Origin of the sequence: Planomonospora sp. ID67723 (genome assembly GCF_015711605.1) — a bacterium.
Classification (GTDB): Bacteria; Actinomycetota; Actinomycetes; order Streptosporangiales; family Streptosporangiaceae; genus Planomonospora_A.
This window is the reverse complement of record NZ_JABTEZ010000005.1, coordinates 495,240-520,995: the sequence shown is the minus strand read 5'-3', so window position 1 is coordinate 520,995 and position 25,756 is coordinate 495,240. Positions and strand designations below refer to the sequence as shown.

Genomic DNA, 25,756 nt, shown 5'->3' with positions numbered 1-25,756 from the left:
GCTGAGACATCAGCCATTTCTCGATGTCAGGAGGAAGGCCACGCCATGCCGGTAGCGCGCGGACATCTCGCGGAACCTTCGGTGATCGCCGCCGAAGAACTCCGAACCGAACTGGAACAGCAGGGCATCGCCGCCGACGTTCACGACGGCTACGGGCTGGCGCTGGTGTCGGTCTGGACGGGCCTGGTCGTGTGGTGCAAGGAAGATCGCTACTGGTGGAGGACCGGCTGGGACGCCCAGCGTCAGCGCTTCACCTACGCCTGGCATCCGGCCACTGACCCGGCGCGGGCCGCTCGCCGTGTGGCTCGGCGCTATGAGGCTCTGCGGGTCGCGCATCCCTTGCCGGAGTCGTCGGACAGGACGTCATGATCGTGCTGGAGGAGTGTGTGAGCCCGCACGTTGCGATGGTCCAGCGTGATCACATCCGCTTGGCCTGGCGGATGCCGTACCGGACCCTGGAACGGGTGCGACCGATGGCGTGGACGTGCATATGCCGTGCCACGGTCTACGAACTGTGTCAGGGCGGCGGGCAGGCGTTCATCCGGCGCACTGTCCAACTCGATGACATGCCTGAGGTGCGCGAGACTCCGCGCTGGCCGGTCAATGAGGCTCGGGCAGTCTGGGCGGCACTGCTGTCCGGAAGAGCCCGGTAGGACGGGCGTGGTGACGTGAGATCTGGAGGGACGGCGTCACCACGCCTTGTCTCGGCAACGCGGGAATCGCTCATGGGAGCGGAGCGGCCGGCGCCAATGCGAAGCACCCCATAGGGGCCGCGTAGCGGTTGGGGCCGGTGGCGAAGCGGTGGGCGACTGCTTGCCGGAGCCCGCTGGACGCGGGCGGCTGGTGGGCGAGAACGGCCCCCAGGCCGCAGCGCAGCCCGCCGGGCCGCCAAGCGGCCGGGCGGGCTCCGGCAAGCAAATCGAAGGCACCCGCATTAGGAGAGTGGGGGTTGTACGGCTGGCTCAAGTGGTGTGAGCTGTGCGAATGCCCGGCATGGCCCGCGCCCTTCGTAAGATCATCCCGCGCATGTCCCGCATTTGCTCGGACTTGTCGCCAAGATGCTCGATTGCAAGAGGACCCGCACCGCAGGGCCGCCAGGCCCGAGGAGCTGAAGCCTCGCGGCAGGCTGGCGCTCGCTCCGACGATGCGATCTCAGCGGATAGTGATCACATCAACACGTTAAGAAATTAAAATTTCACTACGAAATCTTGGAAATTATGGGATATCCTGCAAGGCTTTGTTGATCGCAGATGACGATGGACAGGTGAGGGCAGGGATGAGCAGCCACATCGAAGAGTTGGCGCAGCGATCGCCGAACTTCGGATTTCTGCTGATTCACGAACCGATGCTCGTTCTGGACGGCGTGTCCGCCGAGTCGCACGTCCATACCGATCCTGACGCCGCGATGTACAAGGCCCGGCGTTTCACGGAGATCCTCGCCAAGCTGCTGGTCCGGCTCACCAACACCACGGTTCAGCAGGACGACCAGAACGGGCGCATCCATGCTCTGAATAGGGCCGGGGTGCTGGTCCCGCAAATCCGTCAGGCCTTTGACCAGGTGCGGAGCTCTGGAAACCGGGCCGTCCACACCCACTACGGGGATGTCCGCGCCGCACTCAACTGTGTCAAGCTCTGCTTTGAGCTGGGAGTCTGGTTCCACCGGGCGTTGCGCCCCGATGACGGGCGCACGTTCGCATTCGTCCCTCCGGCCGATCCGGAGACGGTTCAGGCGGCGAACGCGGCTGAACAGGCTCAGCTCGACCAGCTCCGCGCCGAACTGGCCGCGCATCGTGAGCGGCTGGCGGAGGCACTGGTCACACGGGACGAGAAGGCCACTCTGCTGGAGGCTGAAGCACGGGCGCGTGCCGAGGCTCAGCGCGCTCTGGAGCAGGCGACCGCAGATCGGGACCGGCTGCAGACCCTGGTCGAGCAGATGGACGCGCGCCTGGCCGAGATGGAGGCTGCCTTCGCCCGAAGCCTCCAGCAGATCAAGAAGCCGTCCGCGGTCGAGCGGGACAACCTCATCGCGCGGGCCGTCCATGTCGCCAGGCAGCCTCGCACCGAGAAGGAGGTCCGCGAGGAGGTCGACCGGATGTTCGTCGCGTCCGGCTGGCTGGTTCAGGACGCCGACAAGGTGAACCTATACGCGGGCCAGGGTGTGGCAATCCGGGAGGCGTATACCGCCAGCGGCCCGGCGGACTACCTGCTCTATGTCGATCGCAAGCTGGTCGGTGTGGTGGAGGCCAAGCGGGAGGGTACGGCGCTGCGCGCGGTCGAGAAGCAGTCGGCCCGCTACGCCGAGAGGCTGACTGCGTCCCAGCAGATGCAGGCTTGGCGGATGCCGCTGCCGTTCCGATACGAGACGACCGCGACCGAGACCCACTTCACCAACACGCTCGACCCCAACCCCCGTTCCCGCGAGGTCTTCTCCTTCCACCGGCCCGAGACGCTGGCCCGGTGGATGCGTGCGGCAGAAGATGACGAGGCGGCGCCGACTCTCCGTGCCAAGCTCCATTGTGGCCTGCCGGAGCTGGCCGAGAAGGGATTGCGTCCGGCACAGGTGCGCGCCGTAAAGGGGCTGGAGGCAGCGCTGCAGCGGAACGAGCCGCGCTCTCTCATTCAGATGGCGACAGGGGCGGGCAAGACCTACACCGCGGTCACCTCCTCCTACCGGCTGCTCCAGCATGCTGGAGCGTTCCGGGTGCTGTTCCTTGTGGACCGGAACAACCTGGGCAAGCAGGCGCTCACCGAGTTCACCAACTACGTCACACCCGACGACGGCCGCAAGTTCAGCGACCTGTTCAATGTGCAGCGGCTGGCCGGCGCCGACATGCTCGACTCGTCCAAGGTCGTGATCTCCACGGTCCAGCGGCTCTACGCCATGCTCAAGGGCAAGGAGGTTCCGTCCGCGGACACCGAGGACGAGTCGCTCGACTCCTACGACATCGACGAAGTGGTGGGGGTCGAGTACAACCCGAGGATCCCGCCGGAGACCTTCGATCTCATCATCGTGGACGAGTGTCACCGCTCCATCTACGGCCAGTGGCGTGCGGTCCTGGAGTACTTCGACGCCTACCTTGTCGGCCTGACCGCGACCCCGGTCGCGCAGACCTTCGGGTTCTTCCACCAGAACCTGGTCAGCGAGTACACCTACACCGAGGCGGTGGCCGATGGCGTCAACGTCGACTTCAACGTCTACCGGATCCGCACCGAGATCGGGGAGAACGGCGCGGTCATCCCCGAGGGGATCGTGGTGCCCAAGCTCGACCGCAAGACCCGGGCACAGCGGTATGAGGAACTGGACGACGACTACGCCTACACCGGACGCCAGCTGGGCCGGAAGGTCGTGAGCAAGGGCCAGCTCAAGCTTGTCCTGGAGACTTTCCGCGACCGTCTGTTCACCGAGATCTTCCCGCGCCAGCCTGGTCAGCCCGAGCGGACGTACGTGCCCAAGACGCTTGTCTTCGCTGTGGACGAGAACCACGCCGAGGAGATCGTTGGCATGGTCCGTCAGATCTTCAACCAGGGCAACGAGTTCTGCCAGAAGATCACATACACGGCGAAGAACCCGGACAAGCTCATCGCGGCCTTCCGCAATAGCCCGGAGCTGCGGATCGCCGTCACCGTCAACATGATCGCCACGGGGACCGACATCAAGCCCCTGGAGTGTGTCTTCTTCCTCAACGAGGTGAAGAGCTGGGCGATGTTCGAGCAGATGAAGGGACGTGGCGCCCGCAGCATCGACCCGAACGAACTGCACGCCGTCACCCCCGACGTCGCAGCAAAGGACCGTTTCGTGCTGGTCGATGCGGCCGGCGTCACCGACTCCGAGCGCGTGGACGCCTCTCCGCTGGAGAAGCACACCGAGAAGCAGATCAGCCTGGATCGGTTGCTGAAGAAGGCCGGCACGCTCAGCCTGTCACTGGAGGAGACCTCCACACTCGCCTCACGCCTCGCCCGCCTCAACAAGCAGATCACTTCCGAGGAGCGAGCCGAGCTGGAACGCCTCGCCGGGCGGCCGCTGACCGATGTGGTGCGGAGCCTGTCCCGGTGCAATGATCCCGACGTACTGGAGGCGGCCCGGCAGACTGGCAGAGGCTGGGAACGCCGTCTGGTCGAGCAGGCCGTAGAGCCGCTGGCCGACCCGGAGTTCCGGCAGCGGCTGCTCGACATCCGCCGCGCCCACGACATCGTGTACGACGAGGTCAACCAGGACAACCTGATCGAAGCGCGGGGCGTGGACCGGGGCGATACCGCCGAGCGCATCGTCACCTCCTGGGCCGACTATGTACGGGAGCACCGCGACGAGCTGACCGCCCTTGAGATCGCCTACCGGAACGGGGCCGATGGGCGCGAGGTCTACCGTCAGCTCAAGGAGCTCTCCTCGCAGCTGGCCCGCCCGCCGTACCAGTGGACCCCCGACCGGCTCTGGGAGGCGTACGAGCAGGTCGGCAAGGCCGCCGCCGGTCAGGGAGTACGGCACGGCGTGGCTGACCTGATCCAGCTCATCCGCTTCGAGCTCGGCCTGATCGACGGGCAGCCCCGGCCGCACCAGAGCGTCATCGAGGAGCGCTTCACCAACTGGCTCGCCCGTCAGGAGCAGTCGGGGGTCCGCTTCACCGGTGACCAGATCTGGTGGCTGGAGCGAATCCGCGATGTGGTCGCGACCAGTGCGGCGTTCGACCACAATGACCTGGAGCAAGTACCGTTCACCGAACGCGGCGGCACCGACGGCTTCCTCCACGCCTTCGGCGACGACCTTGCCGAGACCATCCTCAATGATCTGAATCGAGACCTCACCGCATGACCGACCTGCCCTCCGGCTGGGTAAGCACCACTCTCGGTGAAATTGCTGAGACCATGTTGGGAAAGATGCTCGACCGGAGAAAGGATACCGGGGAGCACCCCAGGCCGTACCTCCGGAACGTCAACGTGCAGTGGGGCCGTATCGACTTGGACGACGTCCTCACCATGGACATTCCTCCTGGTCAGGAGGACGTTTTCAAGCTTGAGGTCGGCGATCTGCTGATGTGTGAGGGCGGAGAGATCGGCCGATGCGCCATCTGGAACCACGAAGGCAGATATATGGCATTCCAGAAGGCCCTCCACCGGGTGCGCCCATATGGCGGGATCGACTCGCGGTACATCCGCTACTTGTTCGAGCACCTGAGCCGAGAAGGCAGGTTGCTGACGTTCGCTACCGGGAGCACGATCAAGCACCTTCCGCAGGAGCAACTCCGCAGGGTTCCAGTTCCACTGCCGCCATTGGCGGAACAGCGACGCATCGTTGCTGCTCTCGAAGACCATCTCTCCCGTCTTGATGTGGCCATAATCTCACTTCAGAAGGGAAGGGAAAAAGTTGAATTATTCCGTTCAATGATTCGGGAGCGGTTGTCTAGCGGACAAGTTTCGACTTCTTCAGCGTGGTCTGAGAGCGGGGAAGCCTTCTTGTCTCGCTTGCGCGTCGGACTCGATCGGGCAGTTAGAGTGAGGTCTAGGTCCTCAGAGGGGAACAGGGAAAATTCCTCGGAATTGCCTGCGCTTCCTGATGGGTGGATCTGGGGAAAGCTTAATGATCTCCAGGCTCCTGAAGCTGGCGCTATCACGGATGGTCCATTCGGATCTAATCTTAAGTCGAGCCATTACACTGGCGAGGGGCCTAGGGTGGTCCGCCTGCAAAACATCGGAGATGGCGAATTCATTGACGAGCGGGCTCACATCTCTCCCGAGCACTTCGCGGATCTTCGTAAACACGAAGTGATTTCGGGGGATCTTCTGGTCGCTTCGCTGGGTGCCGAGCTCCCGCGCTGTTGTGTGATGCCAGAGCTTAAAGAATTAGCCATCGTGAAGGCTGACTGCATTCGTGTAAGGCTTCATCCCGAAGTGCGCGCGGATTATTTAAACCTCGTACTTCGCTCCCCGACTTCCAGGCGGCGTACGGCTGATCGCATTCATGGCGTCGGTCGTCCTCGGCTGGGGCTGGCTGAAATCCGCCAACTTGATGTTCCTATTCCTCCGCCTGAAATCCAGGACGAATTGGTCGAGTGGGCGAATGTACACATGGATCAAGCTGATCGCGTAGACGCCGCAATTATTAGTGCTGTTAGCCGGGGAAGACATATGCGTCAATCCATCTTCCGTGAGGCATTTTCTGGGCGGTTAGTTCCGCAGGATCCGATGGATGAGCCCGCATCAGTTTTGCTGGAGAAGATCAAGTCGGAGCATGCGGCCGTACCGGCTCCCAAACGTCGCACCCGCCGTACCGGGCTGAAGGCGGCCGAGCCCATAAGCGAGGGCCATACGCGACCGGAAGACGGCACGAGTCCGATCGTCAATATCCCTGCCCCTTCACCCCTGAAGGGCACCCCCGTACAGGAGACGCTGCTGTGAGCGCGGTGGACACGCGACGGCTGGTCGCGAAGCTGTGGAACTACTGCGACGTCCTCCGTGACGACGGTGTCTCCACGATCGACTACATCGAGCAGCTCACCTATCTGCTCTTCCTGAAGATGGCGCACGAGCGGGCCAACCGGAAGCTCAACCCGGACACCGCGCTCGCCGGGGTGGCGGCCAGGTGGCAGGCGTTGCTCGACGCCGAGGCCCAGGACCTGGAGAAGGACTACCGCAAGACGCTGGAACACCTCGCCAAGCAGCCGGGCACGCTTGGGACGATCTTCCGTAAGGCACAGAACCGAATCCAGGATCCGGCGAAGCTGAAGCGGCTCATCGTCGACCTGATCGGTAAGGAGAACTGGTCAAGCCAGGGGGCCGACGTCAAGGGCGACGCTTACGAGGAGCTGCTCGCCAAGGGCGCCGAGGACGTCAAGACCGGTGCGGGCCAGTACTTCACGCCGCGTGCGCTGATCGCGGCGATGGTCGACTGTGTCCAGCCGGGGCCGGACGACACGGTTGCCGACCCGGCCTGCGGCACCGGCGGCTTCCTGCTGGCCGCACACGACTACATCGTCGGGCACCACGGCTCCTCGCTCACGCCCGAGCAGCGCGACCGGCTCGCCTCCGGTGCGATCAGCGGGACCGAACTGGTGGACGGCACAGCCAGGCTCGCGGCGATGAACATGATCGTGCACGGGATCGGCAGGCCGAACGGCGCCTCCCTGATCGAGGTCCGCGACGCCCTGGCCGAGCCGCCCGCCCGGCATCCGAGCGTGGTGCTGGCCAATCCGCCGTTCGGCAAGAAGTCCTCGATCACCGTCATCGGCGAGGACGGTAGGGCGGACAGGGAGGCGATCTCCTACAACCGGCAGGACTTTTGGACCACCACCACCAACAAGCAGCTCAACTTTGTCCAGCACATCGCCTCGATGCTCGCGATTCCCGGCCGGGCCGCAGTGGTCGTCCCCGACAATGTCCTGTTCGAGGGCGGGGCGGGCGAGACCGTACGCAAGCGCCTACTCAAGCAGTTCGACGTGCACACGCTGCTGCGGCTGCCGACCGGCATCTTCTACGCCGGCGGGGTCAAAGCCAACGTGCTGTTCTTCGATAAGAAGGAGGCCCGGCCCGGCCAGGCGTGGACGGAGACACTGTGGGTCTATGACTTCCGCGTCGGCCAGCACTTCACGCTCAAGCAGAACCCGCTCCGCCGCGAGCACCTGGACGACTTCGTCAAGTGCTACCGGCCGGGGGAGCCGCGTGCGAACCGGATCGAGACAGAGCGGTTCCGGCCGTTCGGCTACGACGAGCTGATGGCCCGGGACAAGGTCAACCTCGACATCACCTGGCTGAAGGACCCCGCACTGGAGGACGCCGACTCACTGCTGCCTCCTGAGGTGATCGCGCAGGAGATCGTGGAGGATCTGGAGGCCGCGCTCAGCGAGTTCGCCGCGATCGCCGAGGCCCTGCAGCAGGCGCGAGCAAGGTCTGCCGGTTCGTAAGTCTCCCGGACGAAGGGATTCGCATGGCGTACGAAGTGGGACTCTGGCGGATAGGTGAGAGCGGCGAACCCGTTCGTGTCACCTCCGGTGCGATTCCATTGGAATCACAGCTGGAAATGCTGATCGCCCAGGACCCCACGATCCTCGGCGAGCCGGTGATGATCATCGGTCGGCAGGTGCCCACGGACTTCGGCGGACTCATCGACCTGCTCGGGATCGATGCCGAGGGCACGCTTCACGTCCTAGAGCTGAAGCGTGGCCGTACCCCGCGGGAAGTCGTGGCTCAGATCCTTGACTACGCCTCATGGGTCAAGAACCTGAGCCACGACGACGTCCTGACCATCTATGCTGCATCGCGTCAAGAGCTCCCCTTCGAGACGACGTTCTTCAATGTGTTTGGAATCAACCCGCCAGACGAACTTAACGCCGATCACCGGTTAACGATCGTGGCTTATGACGTCGATCCTGCTACGGAGCGAATCGTAAGTTATCTCAGCTCGTTCGCAGTTCCAGTCAATGTCGTGTTTTTTCGATACTTTGAAGATGATGGTCGTCGATATCTAGCTCGCACCTGGCTGATCGATGAGAGCAAGCCGTCGCGCGCGATCTCCGTCAAGCAGCGGAGCAGCACCAAGGAGACATGGAATGGTCAGGACTGGTACGTAGCCCTGGGCGAGGAGGGTGGGGCTCGCAGCTGGGACGACGCTCGCAGATACGGGTTCGTATCCGCTGGAGGCGGTTCCTGGTTCTCCCGGACGCTCGTCAATCTGCCCATCGGGGCGCGCATCTTCGCTTGCATCCCCAAGACCGGCTACGTCGGCGTTGGCACAGTGATTGGCGAGGCACGCTCTGCAAAGGAAGCGATGCTGGAGATCAACGGGGAAACTCGGCGGTTCACAGAACTTGATCTGAAAGCGAGCTATCGGCACGAGGGCGACGATCAGGACGAAGCCCTGCTGGAGTACATTGTGCCCGTTACATGGATTCAGAGTGTTCCGCGTGAGCAGGCCATCTGGGCACGCGGGATGTTTGCCAACCAGAATAGCGCCTGCAAACTACGCAACAAATTTACATTAGAGCGGCTTCTGGAAAACTTCAACTTGGATGAATAGGTGCGGAAGTGGTCGAGTAAGAAATTAGCCGCATGCTCTTGCTGTAGGGATCAAATCACCCGCATCGCGGATCTTTGCATGACGTAGGTACAATGGCAATGTAGGAGACATGAAGGGTGGGCTCGTCGCTGTGGGGATGGCTGGACCGAGTCCACCGTCCAGCCCTGTGCAGAGGGAGTCCTGTTATCCGGTGGCAAGCCGATCCGTACCGCAGGGCCGCCAGGCCCGAGGAACGGAATCGGTGCGGCAGCCTTACGGATGGATCGCTGTAACTACCGGAAGACTTCTCCGGCTCAAGACGTTCGCTCGATGGACCTGGCGCGTGGGTGGCGTGGCCGCGACCGGCCGAAGAGCCGCAGCGCGGCCGGCGACCGCCCAACGCGCGGCGGGCCGCGGAGCGGACCGCCTTTAACCCTGTAGTGATACTTGTCGCCGATCATGTCTTGGCGTTCCCTACTTGTAGCTGGGGAGGCTGAAGCGTTGAGCCGTGTTTGGGCATGTAAAAACCCCTCTGCTCGACTGTTGAGCATCGGGGTGCGTCGGAGCTATCAGGAAGCAGGTCCGTCAGGAACCTTGCCTGATCGAATGTTCTAGATCCAGAAGGTGCAGACCGAGACGGTGAAGAAGGCCCTGGGAGGCACAGCCGACGCCGCCCTGCCGGTGCTGTCGGTCTCCGCGCCCTTCAGCCGGACCGCGACCTTCCCGGCCGGACCGGTCAGCGTGCGCGACATGGCGGGCCTGTACATCTACGACAACACCCTGATGGCCGTCAAGCTCACCGGCGCCCAGCTCAAGGAGTACCTGGAGTACTCCGCCAAGTACTTCAACCAGCTCGCCCCCGGCGCCCCGGTCGACATCGCCACCCTGACCAACGCCGGCGGCACCCCCGACTACAACTACGACCAGCTCGCCGGCGTCACCTACGACATCGACGTCGCCAAGCCGGTCGGCCAGCGCATCACAGGCCTGTCCTACCGGGGACAGCCGGTCGCCGCCGACCAGCAGTTCGCGGTCGCCATCAACAACTACCGCCAGTCCGGCGGCGGTGGCTTCCCGCACGTCACCACCGCCCCGGTCCTCTACAACGCCCAGGTGGAGATCCGCCAGGCGCTGATCGACTACGCCACCGCGACCGGCACCATCGACCCGGCCACCTTCGCCGAGGCCGACTGGAAGCTCACTCGCGACGGCGTCCCCGTCTTCTGACGGGCGCGTCGTTCCCCTGACGCCGAGAGACGGCTCTCCCCCGGAGGTCAGGAACAGGCACGTCCCCTGAAAGCGGATGGGGCGACCGGAAAACCGGTCGCCCCATCCGCTTGACGGGTGAGGAAAGAGGGCCGCACCCCGTACAGCAAGCCTTCCGGGCCTGAACGGCGACGTCCGGGATCTGCCCGATGTCCTGGTTCCGTCGAGGAACTCCGATCGTCTGCGCCCCACGCGACGGTCGGCGCGCGTGAGCGGTGCGGGCCGCGACCTCCCCGGATCATCCGAAGATCGCGACGGGATCGCCGGTGTACCAGGCGTTGTCGATGCGGATGCCGCGCATGACCCAGCGGTCACCGTCGCGGACCAGGTCGACGTCGTAGGGGTTCTTCAGCAGGGCGTGGGTGCCGTGGTCGGAGGTGAGCAGGTGCTGGGCCTCCACCAGCGCGGTGAGGCGGGCGGTGTCGCCGTCGACGGCGATGCGGAGGTTGGTGACCTGGTGGGTGGTGTCCACCCGGCCGGCGAACATGCCCAGGATGGTGGTGACGATCGTGTCCCGGCCGGACATCAGCGGAGGCTCGGCACCCCATCTCGCGGCCGCCGGGCGGAAGTCCAGCTCGGCGTCCACGGCGAAGGACGAGGCGAGCAGGTCCCCGTCCTTCAGATCCTGGCCGAGGCCGAAGCGGTACAGCGCGTCGGCGATCTCCGCGCGGTCCCGCAGCTCTCCGGCGAGCGCTGCGGCGTCGGCGGCCGGCGCGGACACGGCGTACTGGCGGGTGATGTACATGACTCGCTCCTATGGAGGTCGAGGTGCGTTCTCAGGCTCTCCGACCTTCGCCCGAGCCCGGGTCTGCGATCAATGAGGACCTGTGCAAGGATCGTGAAGCCTCGCTTAACGATGGAGGACGGGCGTGCTGGAACGGTATGAGCTGGAGGCGTTCCTGACCCTCGCCGAGGAACTGCACTTCGGCCGCACCGCCGAACGCCTGCACGTGTCCACGGCCCGGATCAGTCAGACGATCAAGAGACTGGAACGGCGCGTCGGCACACCCCTGTTCGACCGGACCAGCCGCCGGGTGGAGCTGACCGCGGTGGGGCGGCAGCTATATGAGCAGATCCAGCCCGCATGGGCCCGGATCGGCGCCGCGCTGGAGCAGGCGATCGACGCCGCCCGGGGCGTCACCGGCACGCTGCGGGTCGCCTTCGTCGGTGCGGCGGCGGGCCAGCTGCTGGTCGGCGTCACGGAGATCTTCCGGGCACGCCGGCCCGACTGCGACGTCCGGATCCGGGAGGCGCAGATCGGGCAGATTCTGCCGTGGCTGAACGACGGCGAGGTGGACCTGGTCCTGGCCGACTTCCCCGTGGACGATCCCGGCATCGTCACCGGGCCGGTGCTGGTACGGGAGGCGCGGATGCTGGCCGTGCCGTCCGGTCATCCCCTCGCACGCCGGACGTCGGTCTCCGTCGAAGACCTGGCCCGCACCACGCTGCTGCAGCCGTCCGGCACGCTCGCGCCGCCCGAAGACCGGCGCCCGGGCAGGATGCCCCGGTACGCGCCCGCCGGACGGCCGATCGAGCCCGGCCCTCCGGCCGCGACCTTCCAGGAGGCGCTCACGCTCGTGGGCGCCGGGCAGGGCGTCTTCCCTGTAGGCGCCCAGGCCAGGCGCTACTACGCCCGCCCCGATGTCGCCTACGTCCCCTTCGACGACGCACCGCCCGTGGAATGGGGCCTGATGTGGCGCGCCGACGGAGCCACGCCCCACGTCCACGCCTTCAGCCAGGCCGCCTGGGACCTGGTGAACAGCCACCGCTGACACGTGGGCTTGCATCCTGTACCCAGGTACGGGTTTACCGTCGAAGGGCAGGGGCCGCGCGCATCGGGTACGGCGGTCCTGGAACGGGGAGGGTTCATGTTCACCTTCACTCCGCACGACGCGGGGCCGGCCCCGGCCGTCGGGGTTCCTGCGGCGCGGGTGCGGCTGCCGGGCGGGCCGGCGGTCCGGGCGATCGAGGCGGCCCGGGAGGCGGCGTCATGACGGAGAGGTGGCTGCGCACCGGAGAGGTCGCCGAGGCGGCGGGCGTCAACGCCCAGACGTTGCGCTACTACCACCGGCGGGGCCTGCTGGAGGAGCCGTTGCGCAGCAACGGCGGGCACCGGCTGTACCCGCCGGAGACGGTGACCGCCCTCCGGGTGATCAAAGCGGCGCAACGCCTGGGATTCACCCTGGACGAGGTGGCCGACCTGATCGAGGCGGGCGGGCACCGCCACGGCAGGCCGGACAGCGGGTTGCGGGCGCGGACCGCGGCCAAGCTGGCCGAGGTGGAACAGAAGATCGAAGACCTCCGGGCGATCCGGCAGACCCTGCTCCAGGCGGTGGACGCCGGATGTGACGATCTGGTGGCGTGCGCGGCGAGCCCGTGCTGCCCGCTCCCGTTCGCCGAGCTGACGGAGGGAGTACGGCACGCCGGCGCCGGCTGATCCCCGGCCGCGCCGGTGCCGGCCCGGCTGTCCGCGCCCTGCTCGCGGAAAGACCCTCCGGGCACAAGGTCACGAATGCAGCAGCGGGACGCGGACGGCCGCGGGGAATCAGCCCAGGCGGGAGGTGAGCACCTCGGCGCGGGCGAGCTGGACCTCGCGGGCCTTTTTCGCCGCGAAGTTCAGCAGCGGCCGGGCCCAGGCCCGCACCACGAGGACGTCCTCGACCTCGGTCCCGCCGTCCTTGTCCGTCAGCCGGAACCGGTAGTCCAGCCGCACCCCGCCGGGGCTGGCCACCTCACCCTCGACCGCCTCCGGCGTGCTCCGCAGCGTCACCCTGATCAGGTTGTCGTACTTCACGACGCCCAGGAACCTGAACCGCTCGACCGAGACGTAGCGGGTCTCCCTCTCCCCCGTCTCGACGTCGCGGACCGCGACGACCAGCGGCGAGAGCCCCACGTAGCTCTGCGGCTGGCTCAGGTGCGCGCGGAGCGCGGCCGGGCTGTTCCGCACGTGGAAGGTATGTCGCAACGTAACCTTTGGCATGTTCGGCCCCCATATGAAGATCTTTATGGGGAGACACTAACCGGTTCCGCCAGATACCACCGGGCATGTTCCTCACCTCGTCTGAGGGAATCGAGGCGGCGGGGCAGCTCCCGGCGGGAGAAGGGGTCGTCGGCGGCGTTGCGGATGTGGATGCCCACGGCGTACATGTCGCGCACCTCCATCAGCGTGGAGTAGCCCTCCCAGGAGCGCAGGTCACTGCCGTAGGCGTCGGCGAAGGCGTCCACGTCGGCGGGGGTCAGGCCGAAGCGTCGCTCCCCATGGTAGGTGTGGACCAGGTCCCACTCGCGGGGGCCGACGGCCACCCCGTCCCAGTCGCAGAGCACCACGTGCCCGTCGGTACGGCGCAGCAGGTTGTCGATCCAGGCGTCGCCGTGCAGCAGCACCTCCGAGCCGTCCACCTCCAGGCCCGCCCAGCGCTCGGTCAGCTCGGCGATGCGGTCGCCCAGCCAGGCGCGCTGGCAGGGGGTGAGCACCGCCGAGCGGTCCGCCGCCCGGCGTACCTCGGCCAGCGGGTCGGCGAACCTCTTCAGCGCGACCGGCGGTACCGGCAGGCGGTGCAGGCTGCGCAGGATCTCGCCCAGCTCGGTCGTGGTGGGCCGGCCGCTGGCCGGGACGTAGTGCCAGAACGTGACGACCCGCCCGTCGTGCACCACCGGCTGGTCGGAGATCTCGTCGGCCGGGCGCACGGCGGGAAATCCCTGCTCGGCCAGCCAGCGGGCCACCGCCAGCACCGCCGGCAACCGGGCCGGCGCGCTGGGCGCGGTGGCGATCCTGACCACGATCTCGCTGCGCAGCTTGAAGACCGCGTTGCTCCGCACGCGTAGCAGCTCCGCGTCCCGGTGGTCGATCCCCAGCTCTTCGCAGACCTCCCGGAGGGCGGCGAACGCCTGCCCGGCGAGTGGGCTCATGACCCGACCGGGACGGCGCCGGCCAGCAGGCTCGCCAGGTGGCGCGCGGCAGGCGTCTGGCGGAGCCCTTCCGGGACCTCCGCCAGCAGTGCCCGGGCCCGGTCGACCACGATCGAGGTGCGGTGCTCCGGCGGTGCCTGGAGCAGCGCCTTCTCCGCCAGCCGGCAGCCCTCCTCCGCCTTGCCGTCGCGGACCAGGTGGACGGCCTGGTCGAGCCGGATGAGGACCGGGTCGATGGTGTAGGGACCGGAGGGGGCGGGCGTCCAGTCGACCTCCTCGCCCAGCTCGATCAGCGTGCCGATCCGGTAGAACTGCAGCCGCCGCTCGGAGAAGCGGAACGCCAGGTGGTCACGGCCCTCCGGGGGCATCCTGGCGAAGATCTGCTCGGCCTCGGCCAGCGCGACGCGGGCGGCCTTGTGCTCGCCCATCCGGGCCAGCGCCCGCGCCTCCGCCGCCGCGCCGAGCGCCGCCGGGGAGCTGGGGGCGTTGCCGGCCAGCATCCTGGCCTCGCGCGCCAGCCGTACGGTCTCGGCGAGATCTCCGTAGTAGTAGGGCAGCATGGCCTGCTGCGCCCGGACCAGGGCGCGCAGCCGCAGGTCGCCCATGTCGTCGGAGGCGGTGCGCGCGGTGCCGTACCAGGCGTGTGCCTGGCGGGTGTCGCCGAGTTTCATCAGCGCGTCGGCCGAGAGCAGCGCGAGCATCACGGTGGCGTTGAGCAGTCGGCGCTGGACCATCGCGGGCTGCCGGGCGGCGGCCAGCGTGCGCACCTCCGACAGCTCCAGCATCAGCCGGTAGAGCATCGGCAGCGGCGCGCTGGTGATGTATTCGCGCCGGTAGCGCAGCACCTGCTCGTCGAGGAGGTCGAGCTGCTCCTCGGTCACGCCGCCGGCGGCGAGCGTGCGGTCCAGGTCCTGGCGGGTCCGCTCGACCTCGGCCAGCAGCCGCCCGCTCATCGGGACGCGCGAGCCGAGCAGCGCGTGGTGGAAGAGCGCGCGCCGCTCGACGTCGTCCGCCGGCCGCTGCGGCGCCGGTTCCCGCACCCGGTACGGTGCGCGGCCCTCGCCGCCGGAGACGACCACGACCTCGGTCCTGTCGCCGTCCTCGCAGTAGTCGCCGGCCAGGCCGAGCCGTACGGCGTTGGCCCGGTAGAGCCGCGCCAGCAACTCGATGGTCTGCGGCCGGGGCCGGGCCCGGTGGTTCTCCCAGGCGTTGAGCAGGTCGATGCCGATCCGCGCCTCGCCGAGGCCCTCACGCTCGCAGAGGTCCTCCAGCTCCTGGACCACCTGCCGGGCCGACCACCCCCTGGCCAGCCGGTGCGCCTTGAGCAGGCTCACCCCGCAGCAGCCGTGCACGGCCTGCGCGGTCTGCCAGAGAGTCCACCGCTGCGCCTCCGCCTGCTCCCGCCAGCGCCTGGCGCAGGCGGGTGAATGCTCGCCTCGGGCCACGGAGCCCTCCCGTTGTGTTAACGCAAGATTAACCAGGACACACCGCAGCGTAAGCATGCCTGTGCATGACATTCCCTTTGTTCGCGGTTTCCGCACGGAATACCGGTGAGTTTCTTCGTTGTTCCGCGTATTTCGGCGCCTTCGCGAATTCAAGATCGATTGTCCGGCCCGTCACGGGATATCACGTTCCATGAAGAGATTCGCCGGCGCCCGTCAGGAGTGATCCGGATGACCGCTGACCGCCATGAGGCAGTCGACCATCTGCGGCGCCTCGCGGCCCAGCTCGAGGCGCACTCCTTCCGGGTGCGCCTGGAGACGCCGGCGGAGCCGTTCCCGCACCTCCACGTGATCAACCCCATGGCTCCGGCGAGGACCGAGGACGTCCTCGCCGCCCACGAGGAGAACGGTGAATGGTGGTTCTGGCTCTCCTGGGCCGGGCGCCTCGGGCACGCCGACGACGTCGCCACGGTGGCGGAGCGGGTGGTCAGCGTCCTACACGTGATACGTCGATAGGTGTTTCTTGAGCGCCGCATGGGTAACACAGGTGATCAAGAGCAGAAAGGAGCGGCACTGTGAAGAGAGTCCAGATCGTCCAACGTCCGCGACCGCCACGTAAGCCGGTGTCGCTCGACCTCCGGACCCCCTCGGGCCGGATCCTCCCCTTCTGACCCTCACCGCGGCCCCAGCGCCCCGGAGAGATCGTCAGAATAAAGCCAGCCGGTGGCCTTCTCGTAGAAGTGCCGGAAGAACACCGGCATGACCAGGTCGTTGATCCGGCGCCCGACCGGACCGGCCGTCTTGGCGTCGCGGTTGGCGCTCGCCGCTCTGGCCAGCCGCGCCACCCGGGCACGGCGCTCGCGCTCGTAACGGGCCAGCGCCGCGTCCACGGCCCCCTCCTCACGTATCGCCCGCGCCAGGACGACGGCGTCCTCGACCGCCATGGACGCGCCCTGACCGGCGCCCACCGGATGGGCGGCGTCACCGACCAGCACGGTCCGGCCGTCCTGCCAGACCGGCACCTCCGCCAGCACGTGGTGGAGGGTCGGGCGGTGCAGCCGGACCGCCGACGCCAGGACCGCCGACGCCGACCCCTCCGAACGGTAGAGCTCCTTCAGGCTCTCCAGGCTCGTGTCCGCGGGCTCATCCGGGCTGGAGACCTGGGCCGACCACCAGACCTCCCGGCCCGGACCGGCGATGAAGATGAAGGCCCCGTTGCGCGCGAAGACCATGTTGAACACGCCGGGCTCTGCCGCGACGCCTCCGGGGACCCGCTCCGAGACACCGGAGACGGTGTAGATCCCGGCGTAGCGCGGCTCGGGGGCCGCGCGGTCCAGCGTCCTCCTGGTGACCGACCAGATCCCGTCCGCCCCCACCACCAGGTCGGCGCCGCCGACGTCCGCCCCGGCCGGCCCCGGCTCGAAGCGCCTGCCGGTGACGATCTCGGCGCCCGCGCGGACCGCCGCGGCCCGCAGCTCCTCGACCAGGTGGCCGCGCATGAGCGTCACGCTGTTCAGCGGGTCGCCCGACAGGCGCCCGCGGGGGACGTCGCCGAGCAGCTTGCCGGAGCTGCCCCACATCCGCTGGCGCGGCACCTCGAATCCCCGCCCGGCCACCGCCTCCGCGCATCCCAGCGCGCCGAGCGCACGCAGCCCGTTGCCCGCCAGGCTCAGGAACGAGCCGACCTCTCCCCCCGGCTCCTCATACGCCTCGACGACGGTGACCTCGACCCCGGCCTTGCGCAGCGCGATCGCGCTCGCCGCTCCGGCCACTCCTCCGCCGACCACCATGGCGTGCATCGCGCCTCCCTTGATGAATATGGATTCACCGAACTGATATTCAGTATTGAGGATTGCTACCGTCGGGGTCAAGCGATGCGGAAGGAAGATCGATGGGCGTGCGCAAGGCGAAGGCCGCGGAGACCGAGGCCGCACTGAAGGAGGCGGCCCGCCGCCTCTTCGCGGAGCGCGGCTATCTGAACACCAAGATCACCGACATCACGGCCGCCGCCGGCCGGGCCACCGGCTCCTTCTACGACCACTTCGCGAGCAAGGAGGAGCTGCTCCAGACGCTCCTGCGCGACATGCAGGCCCAGGCCGACGCGGAGATCGGCGACCACGACCGCCGCCAGGGGCACGCCCATCCCCGCGACCACGACCTGACCGACCGCGCCCAGCTCCGCGACCACGTCGCCGTCGCCTGGAACGTCTTCCGCGACCACCTCCCGGTGATGGTCGCCCTCCTCCAGTCGACGATGGCCGAGCCCCCGGCCTCCGGCCGCGCCTGGGAGAGCCTCGCCGAAGACACGGCCGTCCTGCGCGACCACCTCGAATACCTGCGGGAGCGCGGCCACCCCCTCCCCGGCGATCCCACCCTGGTCGGCGCGGCGATGGGCTCGATGCTCTCGATGTTCGCCTACGCGGTGCTGACCGCCGGGGAGAAGGGGCCGGGGGTCAGCGGCGCGGAGGCCGTCGACACCCTCACCGACCTCCTGCTGCACGGCCTGGCGGGATCCCGGAACGATCTCCGGCCGCGCGATGCGGCAGAATCCTGATCATGCGATACATCGTGGTCGGGGCCGGGGCCGTCGGCGGGACCATCGGAGGACGGCTCTTCCAGGCCGGGCACGACGTGCTGCTCGTCGCCCGCGGCCCGCACCACGACGCGATCAGGCGCGACGGCCTGCGCCTGACCACCCCTCACTCCACCCAGGCTCTCGGCATCCCCGTGACCCGCGACCCGGTGCCGCTCCGCGACGGCGACGTGCTGGTCCTGGCCGTCAAGTCGCAGGACACGGTCGCCGCGCTGGACCCCTGGCCGAGCCACGTCCCGGTGGTGTGCGCGCAGAACGGCGTGGCCAACGAGCGGATGGCGCTGCGGCGGTTCGAGCGGGTCTACGGCATGTGCGTCTGGCTGCCCGCGCTGCACCTGGAGGCCGGTGTCGTGGTGGCCTACGGAGCCCCCAAGTCGGGGCTGCTCCAGCTCGGCCGCTACCCGCACGGCGCCGACGAGCTGTCGGAGCGGATCGCCGGCGACCTGTCGGCGAGCTCGTTCGTCGGCGTCGCCGTGCCTGACGTGATGCGCTGGAAGTACGCCAAGCTGCTCGGCAACCTGGGCAACGCCTACGAGGCGCTCTGCGGGCGGGGGCCCGGCCACGAGCCCGTCATGGAGCGGGTCCGCGCCGAGGGCCGGGCCGTACTGGACGCGGCCGGGATCGCCTACGCCTCCCCCGAGGAGGAGCGGGCCCGGCGCGGCGAGGAGGTCGAGGCCCTGCCGGTCGACGGGGTCGAGCGGGGCGGCGGCTCGTCCTGGCAGAGCCTGGCCAGGTCCAGGGGCTCGATCGAGACCGACTACCTCAACGGCGAGATCGTCCTGCTCGGCCGCGAGCTCGGCGTCCCGACCCCGGCCAACGAGGTCCTGCGCCGTGAGACCGGCCGCCTCGCCCGTGAGCGCCTCTCCCCCGGGTCCATGTCCCCGGACGAGCTGGCCGCCCTCATCGAGGCCGAGTCCCGCCGGACCCCGGCGGGCTGACCCTCCCCCGCGCCCGGCCCTTCCCGCCGGTCAGGAGAACGGCGTCCTCGGACGGTCCTGGAGGACGCCGTCCACGTAGATGTCGACCTTCTCGTTGTAGAAGGAGATCAGCCCGGCGATCCGCTGGCTCTCCTCCAGCGGCGTCCGGTAGGACCAGGCCAGGTCCGCGCGCCCGTTGACCGACCAGTACTCCGCCTGTCCCTTGTACGGGCAGCGGCTCACCGTTTCGGTGGGGGTCAGCAGGTCCAGGCGGACGTCGGTCTTGGGCAGGTAGTAGCGCGGCGGCAGGCCGGTCTCGAACAGGATCCGGGCGCCGCGCGAGTCGGCGACGGTCACCCCGTCGACCTCGACCCTGATGTGGCGGGAGGAGGGCAGGATGTCCACCCGGCTGTACGGGTCGCGGGGGTGGACGTAGACCTCCTCGTCCTCCTCGAACCAGGCGTCCATGGCCTCCCACTCCAGGCGCACGTGGTCGCGCAGTTCCTCGATCGGGGAGTCGGGGTAGGCCAGCGCGGCGTCGGCCACGCCTTCGATGTCGTAGAGGACCCCGTCGCCGCGGCTGGGCGACCTCTGGGTCCTGCCGCTGGGTCTGAGCTCGGCGGCGAGGTCCTCGCGGGGGATGTAGTAGGCCGGGTAGTAGGGGATCTCCCAGACCAGCAGCGGCCGGACGGTGTCGGCCACCACCCTGCCGCCCAGGAAGGCCCGCACCCTCTTGGCCGACGGCTCGATCCGGACGCGCCCGCGTGTGATCGGCTCCATGGCCGTGCCAACCCGGCGCGCGCCCGTCCTGTTCCGCCGGCCCCGCCGCGTCAGCAGGCGCCCAGGTCCGCCCAGACCCACGGCGCGGCGAGCGGGTCCTCCAGCTTCGTCCACCAGCGGGCCTGGTACACCCGCCCGTCCCGTGAGACCCGGTCGCCTCCGCCGTAGACGTCGTGGACTCGCCAGGCCGGCGCCGTGCACACCACCGGGTACGGCCCGCCGGTCACCGCCGGCCGGTCGAAGCCCCAGCCGTCCTGCCGCCACCGGGGAAGGACCTGCCGGTAGGCGGCCAGGGTGGCCGAGCGGTCGCCGCCGCCGTCGTGGGAGAGCACCACGGCCGTGGGACGGCGCCGCGCGTCCAGGCGCTGGGCGAGCACGTCCGCCGGCGAGCCGTCCCAGTCCTGCGGGTCCGTCGTCCAGGCCAGGGCCGTCATGCCGAGCGAGGCGGCGACCTGCGGGGAGGCGCCCCATCCCGCGTACGGCGCCCGGAAGTACCTGATGGGCAGGCCCGGATCGCCGGCCGCCGTGCGGATCGCCTCGTTGGTGGCGGTCAGCTCGGTGTGGATCTCCTGCGGCGTCCAGCCGGCGATGTAGTCGTGCTTCAAGGTGTGGTTGCACACCGCGTGCCCGTCGGCGACGATTCGGCGCACCAGCTCGGGGTGCGCTCGGGCCTGGCTGCCCAGCAGGCAGAAGGTGGCGCGGACCTGCTCCCGGCGGAGCAGTTCCAGGAACTCGGGGGTCCAGGTGGGCGAGGGCCCGTCGTCGAAGGTCAGGGCGACCACCTGACCGGCGTTCTGGGTGCGGTGGACGATCTCACCGGTGGGCCCGTCCGCGTGGGCGGGGCCACCCGAGGCCACCAGAGCCGTCAGAGCCGTGATCAAACTCAGGGCGTGGAGCCGCATGGCGGAGCCTTTCGATGGGGGGTGGAGGCACCTAATTGAAAAGCTTCTTTACTATCTGGATGATCGGAAGGACAGGCCTCCGCGCTTCTTTTCCGCAGTGCACAATCCGGAGGCTTCCGCCGGACGGCGGCGGATCAGAGCGGAAGACGCGGATCGCGGAGCCTCGCCCGACAACCCCTTGCCAAAGGGCCGGGACTGGTAGAGGTTGAGCACGCCCGACCGGCCGGCGCCTCCGCGCCCGCCCGCGGGCCGGTGCCATCCACGAAAGGATCTCGATGCCCTCTTCGACGGCGCACGTCGACACCCCTCGCCCCGAGCGATACGTCAAGCAGCTGATCTCCCACCTGGGCCACAAGGCCACCGCGGAGCTCGCGGACGACGGCCGCGGGACTGTCACCTTCCAGCACGGCACGTGCGTGCTCGCCCCGGCCGCCGGCCGCCTCACCATGACCGCCACGGCCGAGGACGCCGAGGCGCTCGCCGCGGTCCAGGACGTCGTCACCCGCCATCTCCTGCGCTTCGCCGCCCAGGAGGAGCTCAAGGTCGACTGGGCCTCCGCCCCGTCCGCTCCCGGACCCGTCCTCGATCCCGCCGTCGGCGACTACCTGCTCGCGCACTGCACGCCGGCCGACGAGCTGCTCCGCGAGCTCGCCGCGGAGACCCACCGGGCCACCGGCGACGCGGCCAGGATGCAGATCTCCCACGACGAGGGCGCCTTCCTGACCATGCTGGTCCGGATGTCCGGCGCCCGCCGGGCCGTCGAGGTGGGGGTGTTCACCGGCTACTCCTCGATCTGCATCGCCCGCGGCCTGGGCGAGGAAGGCCACCTCCTCGCCTGCGACGTCAGCGCCGAGTGGACCTCCGTCGCCCGGCGCTACTGGGAGCGCGCGGGCCTGGCCGGGCGCATCGAGCTGAGGATCGCCCCGGCGATCGAGACGCTGCGGGCGCTCCCGGCCGAGCCGCACCTCGACTTCGCCTTCGTCGACGCCGACAAGACCGGTTATCCCGCCTACTACGAGGAACTGGTCCCCCGGCTGCGCCCCGGCGGTCTCATCGTCCTGGACAACGTCTTCCTCGGGGGCCGGGTCTTCGACCCCGCCTTCCAGGACGACGACTCCGTCGCCATGCGGCGCATGAACGAGATCGTGGTCGGTGACGACCGCGTCGAGTCGGTGATGCTGCCCGTGCGCGACGGCGTCACGGTCGCCCGCAGACGCTGATCTTCTCGACGGCCTCCTCCCCCGGCCCCCCCGGTCGGGGGAGGACGCCGTCCCCGTTCCGAGCCAGGAGCCGGATCGGCCGTCAGGAAGGCCGCGGCGTGAAGATGTCCGCGGCGGTGACGCACATCGTGGTGACCGGCCGTTCCAAGGGGCGCCGGGCGGGCATCCTGGATGGATGCGGTATTCGGCGAAGATGCGGTCGGCGGGTGCGGTCCTCACGGTGTGTCTGGCGGCGGCGTGCACCGCGGGCCGTACGGCGGCGCCGGGCCCGTCGCCCGCGCCGGACCGCACGGCGGTCTCCGGTTCCTCGCCGGGCCGTACGGCGTCCCAGAGCGCGGCGGCGAGCCCTCGGGCCACCGGGGCGGTGGCGGCGGCTCCGGAGTGGGAATCCGTGCCCGCCCCGGAGCTCGAGGGGAGCGCCGCGCTCGTGGACGTGGCGGTCGCCGGTCCCCGAGACGTGTGGGCGGTGGGCTACCAGGCGAGCGCCGAGGACCGGGAGGGGTCGCCGGCCGTCGTGCGGTGGGACGGGACCCGGTGGCGGGAGATCCCGGCGGAGGGGCACGGCCTGCACCATGTGGAAGGCGTCAGCGCGAGCGCGCCGGACGACGTGTGGATCGCCGGCAACGGCGAGACGCCGGTCGCCGCGCGGTGGGACGGGCGGCGGTGGACGTGGGAGCGGCCCTTCGGGGTGGCGCAGGACTACCGGCTCACGGACGTCGCCGCGACCGGCGGGCGGGCCTGGTTCACCGCGACCGGGCCGTCGGGGACGGTGCTCCTGGAGTGGCACGGCGGCGGGTTCCGCAACGTCTTCCAGACCGCGGGGACGCTCAAGGCGATCACCGCCGGGGGCATGCACGTCTGGGCGGTCGGCCACGACGAGACCGGGCCGCTGGCCTGGCACGGGACCGCCGACGGCATGTGGGAGGCCATGGAGACCCCGGAGATCCCCGGCGGCAGGCTGAACCGGGTCTGGCAGGTCTCCCCGTCCGACGTCTGGGCGGTGGGCGAGATCTCCACCGGCCCCGAGGACGTGTACGGCGACCGCCGGGCGGAGCCGCTGGTCCTGCACTGGGACGGGTCGAGCTGGCAGCGGTCGCAGGTGCCGGTCGCCCGGGGTTCGCTGCACGGTCTGACGGCGTTCGGCGCCGACGACGTGTGGGTCGGCGGCGTGGACGCCGACCACTCGGGGCAGGCGCTCCTGCTCCACTTCGACGGCACGCGGTGGAGCGCCCGGTACGGCCCGCTGCTGCGGGCCCACGAGGAGGACCAGCAGTACGAGGTGTCGGACGACGTCAACCACATCGGCATCGCCCGGGTCCCCGGCACCGGCACGGTCTGGGTGGTCGGCTCGGTCGGCTGGGGGGACGCCGAGGCCGGCTTCGTGCTGCGCCGCTGAACCCGTACTGCCGAGACAGAAAATCTCACGAACCGGACGAAAATGTCGGTCGGGTCGCATAGTCTCTCCCAAACTCCAACAAAAGGGAGTAGGACATGAAAAGGGTTCAAATCCTCCAGAGGCCCCGGCCGCCCCGCCAGCCCGTCCCGCTCGACCTGCGCACCCCCTCGGGCCGCCCCCTGCCCTTCTGACAGGGAACGGACAATCGCCTCCGACGGAACAGACAGTCACGAACCAGCGGATCACACCGGTTCCGGCCCGTGCGGGCGGTCGCGCGCGGCGCGCCGGGCTCATCCCCGACGACCTGGGCTCGCGTAAATGAGTCCCAGTTGTAAGCGCCGTGTAAGCGATCCGCAAGGGCGGGCCCCTACGGTTCAGATCGTCACAGTTTGCAATGAAAGGCAAGCAATGTTCCGCGTCCTCTCCCCCCGCCGTATCGCCGTCGCCGTCGCGGGGACCGCACTCGTCTCCCTGACCGCCGCCTGCAGCGGTGGCGCCAACTCCGCTCTCTGCAGCGAAGCCCCCTGGACGAAGATCACCCAGGAGTACTCCACCGCTGCGGCCGCCTCCGCCGGCGACCTCAACAAGTTCAACGAGGCGAACCAGAAGTTCGCCGCGGATCTGAAGAACCTGGCGGGCCAGGCCGAGGGTGAGCTGGCCACGGCGCTCAACAACTTCGCCACCTCGATCGGCAACCTGAAGATCGACGCCAGCGACCCGGCCTCCGCCACTGCCGCGGTCCAGGACCTGGGCAAGAAGACCCAGGAGCTCCAGACCCAGCTTGTCGCCGCCTGCTCCTAGGGAAGCGGCCGGGTCCGTGCCTTGGCGGGGACCCGGCACCCCTCCCTGACCAGTCCTGTGTCCTCCAGGGGAGAGGGCACAGCCGGACGGACCGCCGCTCCGCCTGCGGGGGGCAGTGCGGCGCGGCGGCCCGTCCGGCGCACCGACCCCGCTCGCCGCACCGATTCCGCCACGGCGCGACCGGCGAGATCAGAGAGATCGCGGAAGCCGGCATGACCGGTGGAAGACCGGCCGGCACGGTGAGGGCCCCTCTCCCGTGCCGGCTTCGTCGTTTCCAAAATCCACGATCACTCGCCTGACTCTTCAGCTGGAGATCGGCGGCTCTATCGCGGTTAGCGATATGAGCCGGGCGGTGGCCGTGCGACGGTTCGTGCAAGAGCACGGGTGCGACGGCACTGTCGGCGGCACCGGCCGGCCACACCCGTCCCTCGGGCAAGTCCGGCAGGATCCGGTTGATCATCTGCTTGGCCTGCCGCGACGTGGTGGCGAACTCCACGCACTCGGGAACATACGCAGCACGGCAGCGCACCGACCGTCGCCCCACTCCTTGAGCAGATACAGCTCCCAGTCGATGAGGGCCTGTCCCGCGGTGGTGGCCCAGGCCACCACCAGGCCTACCTGGCACGGAAAGATCCTGCTGAGCGTGCCGGTGAACTAGCGGGCCACCCCGGGGCGGGACGGGGCCCTTCTTGGCGGACCCTGTCTGATCGATCACCAGCATCCCGACCCCGGCCGGGCCTGGGCCAACGCCCCCATCGTCCAAGCCCTCGATCATGTAGCGGCGCATGAAGACGCGCAGCTCATCGGTGCCCCAACGAACGCGGGCCAGCAAGTGTTACTGACCGTGGAGAACGGGATCACCGGCGTGCTCAGCCAGTTGCCAGCCGTTCTTGCGCGACAACGGCCCGAGCAGGTCACGCACACCTGCGGTTGCCCGGTGTCGCAGATCAGCGGGGGGATCTGCCTTACCTCCAGCAGGTCTTCCAGTTGATCGGCCTACTCATCTGCGCGCTCCCGGTCAATGACAGTCGGCGAGATGTCCAGCAACGGCGCCTGCATGCACGCCCGCTACCCGCCCTTGAGATCGGTGAGCTGCCGCAGAACCGACGACCTTCGACTGAAGGGCTAGCTGCGCTGCCGCCCTCTATGAGCACCGCGATCGTACAGGCCGCCCTCGTCCTGTAACTCGTTGAGGAGGACCGCTACCCAGGATGGAAATGCTCCCTCCCCAGTCACATTGCAACCAAACGTAGCCACAAGAGCACCGAAGGGATATGAAGTTGAAATCCCAATAACAAATCCGCACAACCAAGTCAAGTCTTGATCAAATTAAAGTCTCCCCATAGGTTCGATTTCACGACAGCCCATCAATAAGGAGCACAATGAAACCCAGATCAATCATTGTCGGGCTTATCACACTGGCAGCAAGCGGTACATTTACATTCACCTCATCTGTCGCCCTGGCCTCATCAAGCACTTCACCCCAATCAGTTTCGGCGTCGATCCACCATCCGAACAATAATGCGCAGATTCTCGCATGGTATTAC

22 protein-coding genes are annotated in these 25,756 nt (G+C 68.4%); 15 read left to right on the top strand and 7 right to left on the bottom strand.

Translation table 11 applies throughout. From position 1 onward, the window contains the following. Positions 1-45: 45 nt before the first annotated feature. The 6 genes from HS041_RS33225 to HS041_RS33200 all read left to right on the top strand — a co-directional run bounded on the left by HS041_RS33225 (position 46) and on the right by HS041_RS33200 (position 10,210). Positions 46-369, top strand: a complete 324-nt coding sequence (locus HS041_RS33225) for a hypothetical protein (protein ID WP_196444804.1) — start codon at positions 46-48, stop codon at positions 367-369. 976 nt (positions 370-1,345) lie between these two features. Next, positions 1,346-4,807, top strand: a complete 3,462-nt coding sequence (locus HS041_RS33220) for a type I restriction endonuclease subunit R (protein WP_196444803.1) — start codon at positions 1,346-1,348, stop codon at positions 4,805-4,807. Then, positions 4,804-6,390 (top strand): restriction endonuclease subunit S, encoded by a 1,587-nt coding sequence (locus HS041_RS33215; RefSeq protein ID WP_196444802.1) that lies wholly within the window; start codon positions 4,804-4,806, stop codon positions 6,388-6,390. The genes HS041_RS33220 and HS041_RS33215 overlap by 4 nt, the downstream gene beginning before the upstream one ends. After that, positions 6,387-7,892, top strand: coding sequence for a type I restriction-modification system subunit M (locus HS041_RS33210; RefSeq protein WP_196444801.1), 1,506 nt, complete (start codon positions 6,387-6,389; stop codon positions 7,890-7,892). The genes HS041_RS33215 and HS041_RS33210 overlap by 4 nt, the downstream gene beginning before the upstream one ends. Positions 7,893-7,915: 23 nt before the next feature. Next, a complete protein-coding gene (locus tag HS041_RS33205) occupies positions 7,916-9,004 on the top strand; it encodes an endonuclease NucS domain-containing protein (RefSeq protein WP_196444800.1) in 1,089 nt (362 codons plus the stop codon). Between the two features lie 603 nt (positions 9,005-9,607). Next, on the top strand, positions 9,608-10,210 hold the full coding sequence (locus HS041_RS33200) for a 5'-nucleotidase C-terminal domain-containing protein (protein ID WP_307845565.1): 603 nt from the start codon (positions 9,608-9,610) through the stop codon (positions 10,208-10,210). A 277-nt stretch (positions 10,211-10,487) separates the two neighbouring features. Here HS041_RS33200 and HS041_RS33195 read toward each other — a convergent pair whose 3' ends face one another. Next, positions 10,488-10,994 carry a nuclear transport factor 2 family protein gene (locus tag HS041_RS33195; protein WP_196444799.1) on the bottom strand — a complete coding sequence of 169 codons (507 nt, stop codon included), beginning with the start codon at positions 10,992-10,994 and terminating at the stop codon, positions 10,488-10,490. A 124-nt stretch (positions 10,995-11,118) separates the two neighbouring features. On the opposite strand from HS041_RS33195, the gene HS041_RS33190 reads away from it, so the two are divergent. The 3 genes from HS041_RS33190 to HS041_RS33185 all read left to right on the top strand — a co-directional run bounded on the left by HS041_RS33190 (position 11,119) and on the right by HS041_RS33185 (position 12,686). Further along, positions 11,119-12,021, top strand: a complete 903-nt coding sequence (locus tag HS041_RS33190; RefSeq protein ID WP_196444798.1) for a LysR family transcriptional regulator — start codon at positions 11,119-11,121, stop codon at positions 12,019-12,021. 96 nt (positions 12,022-12,117) lie between these two features. Continuing rightward, the gene (locus tag HS041_RS39600) at positions 12,118-12,243 is read left to right on the top strand and encodes a hypothetical protein (protein ID WP_255530177.1); all 126 of its coding nucleotides are present in this window, start codon (positions 12,118-12,120) and stop codon (positions 12,241-12,243) included. Further along, on the top strand, positions 12,240-12,686 hold the full coding sequence (locus HS041_RS33185; protein ID WP_196444797.1) for a MerR family transcriptional regulator: 447 nt from the start codon (positions 12,240-12,242) through the stop codon (positions 12,684-12,686). Before HS041_RS39600 ends, HS041_RS33185 begins: the two co-directional genes overlap by 4 nt. Positions 12,687-12,794: 108 nt before the next feature. Here the strand turns inward: HS041_RS33185 and HS041_RS33180 are convergent, their stop codons facing one another. Genes HS041_RS33180 through HS041_RS33170 form a run of 3 tightly spaced genes read right to left on the bottom strand, consistent with a single transcriptional unit; the run spans position 12,795 to position 15,603 of the window. Beyond that, entirely contained in the window at positions 12,795-13,196 is a 402-nt protein-coding gene (locus tag HS041_RS33180) for an SRPBCC family protein (protein WP_307845564.1), read from the bottom strand. Between the two features lie 56 nt (positions 13,197-13,252). Beyond that, on the bottom strand, positions 13,253-14,158 hold the full coding sequence (locus HS041_RS33175) for a phosphotransferase enzyme family protein (protein WP_196444795.1): 906 nt from the start codon (positions 14,156-14,158) through the stop codon (positions 13,253-13,255). Next, on the bottom strand, positions 14,155-15,603 hold the full coding sequence (locus tag HS041_RS33170; RefSeq protein ID WP_196444794.1) for a helix-turn-helix domain-containing protein: 1,449 nt from the start codon (positions 15,601-15,603) through the stop codon (positions 14,155-14,157). The genes HS041_RS33175 and HS041_RS33170 overlap by 4 nt, the downstream gene beginning before the upstream one ends. Before the next feature lie 228 nt (positions 15,604-15,831). Between HS041_RS33170 and HS041_RS33165 the strand changes: the two genes are divergently transcribed. Further along, a complete protein-coding gene (locus HS041_RS33165) occupies positions 15,832-16,116 on the top strand; it encodes a hypothetical protein (RefSeq protein WP_196444793.1) in 285 nt (94 codons plus the stop codon). Positions 16,117-16,274: 158 nt separating this feature from the next. On the opposite strand, the gene HS041_RS33160 is transcribed toward HS041_RS33165, so the two are convergent. After that, positions 16,275-17,399, bottom strand: coding sequence for an FAD-dependent monooxygenase (locus HS041_RS33160; RefSeq protein ID WP_196444792.1), 1,125 nt, complete (start codon positions 17,397-17,399; stop codon positions 16,275-16,277). Between the two features lie 92 nt (positions 17,400-17,491). On the opposite strand from HS041_RS33160, the gene HS041_RS33155 reads away from it, so the two are divergent. Then, positions 17,492-18,154 carry a TetR/AcrR family transcriptional regulator gene (locus HS041_RS33155; RefSeq protein ID WP_196444791.1) on the top strand — a complete coding sequence of 221 codons (663 nt, stop codon included), beginning with the start codon at positions 17,492-17,494 and terminating at the stop codon, positions 18,152-18,154. Positions 18,155-18,156: 2 nt separating this feature from the next. Next, positions 18,157-19,131 (top strand): ketopantoate reductase family protein, encoded by a 975-nt coding sequence (locus HS041_RS33150; RefSeq protein ID WP_196444790.1) that lies wholly within the window; start codon positions 18,157-18,159, stop codon positions 19,129-19,131. A gap of 30 nt (positions 19,132-19,161) precedes the next feature. On the opposite strand, the gene HS041_RS33145 is transcribed toward HS041_RS33150, so the two are convergent. After that, a complete protein-coding gene (locus tag HS041_RS33145; RefSeq protein ID WP_196444789.1) occupies positions 19,162-19,890 on the bottom strand; it encodes a DUF427 domain-containing protein in 729 nt (242 codons plus the stop codon). 50 nt (positions 19,891-19,940) lie between these two features. After that, a complete protein-coding gene (locus HS041_RS33140) occupies positions 19,941-20,792 on the bottom strand; it encodes a polysaccharide deacetylase family protein (RefSeq protein WP_196444788.1) in 852 nt (283 codons plus the stop codon). Positions 20,793-21,067: 275 nt separating this feature from the next. On the opposite strand from HS041_RS33140, the gene HS041_RS33135 reads away from it, so the two are divergent. The 3 genes from HS041_RS33135 to HS041_RS33125 all read left to right on the top strand — a co-directional run bounded on the left by HS041_RS33135 (position 21,068) and on the right by HS041_RS33125 (position 24,209). After that, entirely contained in the window at positions 21,068-22,012 is a 945-nt protein-coding gene (locus HS041_RS33135; protein WP_307845563.1) for a DUF2218 domain-containing protein, read from the top strand. A gap of 175 nt (positions 22,013-22,187) precedes the next feature. Further along, on the top strand, positions 22,188-23,408 hold the full coding sequence (locus HS041_RS33130) for a hypothetical protein (RefSeq protein WP_196444787.1): 1,221 nt from the start codon (positions 22,188-22,190) through the stop codon (positions 23,406-23,408). A 408-nt stretch (positions 23,409-23,816) separates the two neighbouring features. After that, on the top strand, positions 23,817-24,209 hold the full coding sequence (locus tag HS041_RS33125; RefSeq protein ID WP_196444786.1) for a DUF8711 family protein: 393 nt from the start codon (positions 23,817-23,819) through the stop codon (positions 24,207-24,209). Positions 24,210-25,756 lie beyond the last annotated feature (1,547 nt).

Coding starts and splice junctions, on each gene's coding strand:
- HS041_RS33225 (WP_196444804.1), top strand. CDS start 46: ATGCCGGTAGCGCGCGGACATCTCGCGGAACCTTCGGTGATCGCCGCC.
- HS041_RS33220 (WP_196444803.1), top strand. CDS start 1,346: ATGCTCGTTCTGGACGGCGTGTCCGCCGAGTCGCACGTCCATACCGAT.
- HS041_RS33215 (WP_196444802.1), top strand. CDS start 4,804: ATGACCGACCTGCCCTCCGGCTGGGTAAGCACCACTCTCGGTGAAATT.
- HS041_RS33205 (WP_196444800.1), top strand. CDS start 7,916: ATGGCGTACGAAGTGGGACTCTGGCGGATAGGTGAGAGCGGCGAACCC.
- HS041_RS33195 (WP_196444799.1), bottom strand. CDS start 10,994: ATGTACATCACCCGCCAGTACGCCGTGTCCGCGCCGGCCGCCGACGCC.
- HS041_RS39600 (WP_255530177.1), top strand. CDS start 12,118: ATGTTCACCTTCACTCCGCACGACGCGGGGCCGGCCCCGGCCGTCGGG.
- HS041_RS33185 (WP_196444797.1), top strand. CDS start 12,240: ATGACGGAGAGGTGGCTGCGCACCGGAGAGGTCGCCGAGGCGGCGGGC.
- HS041_RS33175 (WP_196444795.1), bottom strand. CDS start 14,158: ATGAGCCCACTCGCCGGGCAGGCGTTCGCCGCCCTCCGGGAGGTCTGC.
- HS041_RS33165 (WP_196444793.1), top strand. CDS start 15,832: ATGACCGCTGACCGCCATGAGGCAGTCGACCATCTGCGGCGCCTCGCG.
- HS041_RS33160 (WP_196444792.1), bottom strand. CDS start 17,399: ATGCACGCCATGGTGGTCGGCGGAGGAGTGGCCGGAGCGGCGAGCGCG.
- HS041_RS33155 (WP_196444791.1), top strand. CDS start 17,492: ATGGGCGTGCGCAAGGCGAAGGCCGCGGAGACCGAGGCCGCACTGAAG.
- HS041_RS33150 (WP_196444790.1), top strand. CDS start 18,157: ATGCGATACATCGTGGTCGGGGCCGGGGCCGTCGGCGGGACCATCGGA.
- HS041_RS33145 (WP_196444789.1), bottom strand. CDS start 19,890: ATGGAGCCGATCACACGCGGGCGCGTCCGGATCGAGCCGTCGGCCAAG.
- HS041_RS33140 (WP_196444788.1), bottom strand. CDS start 20,792: ATGCGGCTCCACGCCCTGAGTTTGATCACGGCTCTGACGGCTCTGGTG.
- HS041_RS33135 (WP_307845563.1), top strand. CDS start 21,068: ATGCCCTCTTCGACGGCGCACGTCGACACCCCTCGCCCCGAGCGATAC.
- HS041_RS33130 (WP_196444787.1), top strand. CDS start 22,188: ATGCGGTATTCGGCGAAGATGCGGTCGGCGGGTGCGGTCCTCACGGTG.
- HS041_RS33125 (WP_196444786.1), top strand. CDS start 23,817: ATGTTCCGCGTCCTCTCCCCCCGCCGTATCGCCGTCGCCGTCGCGGGG.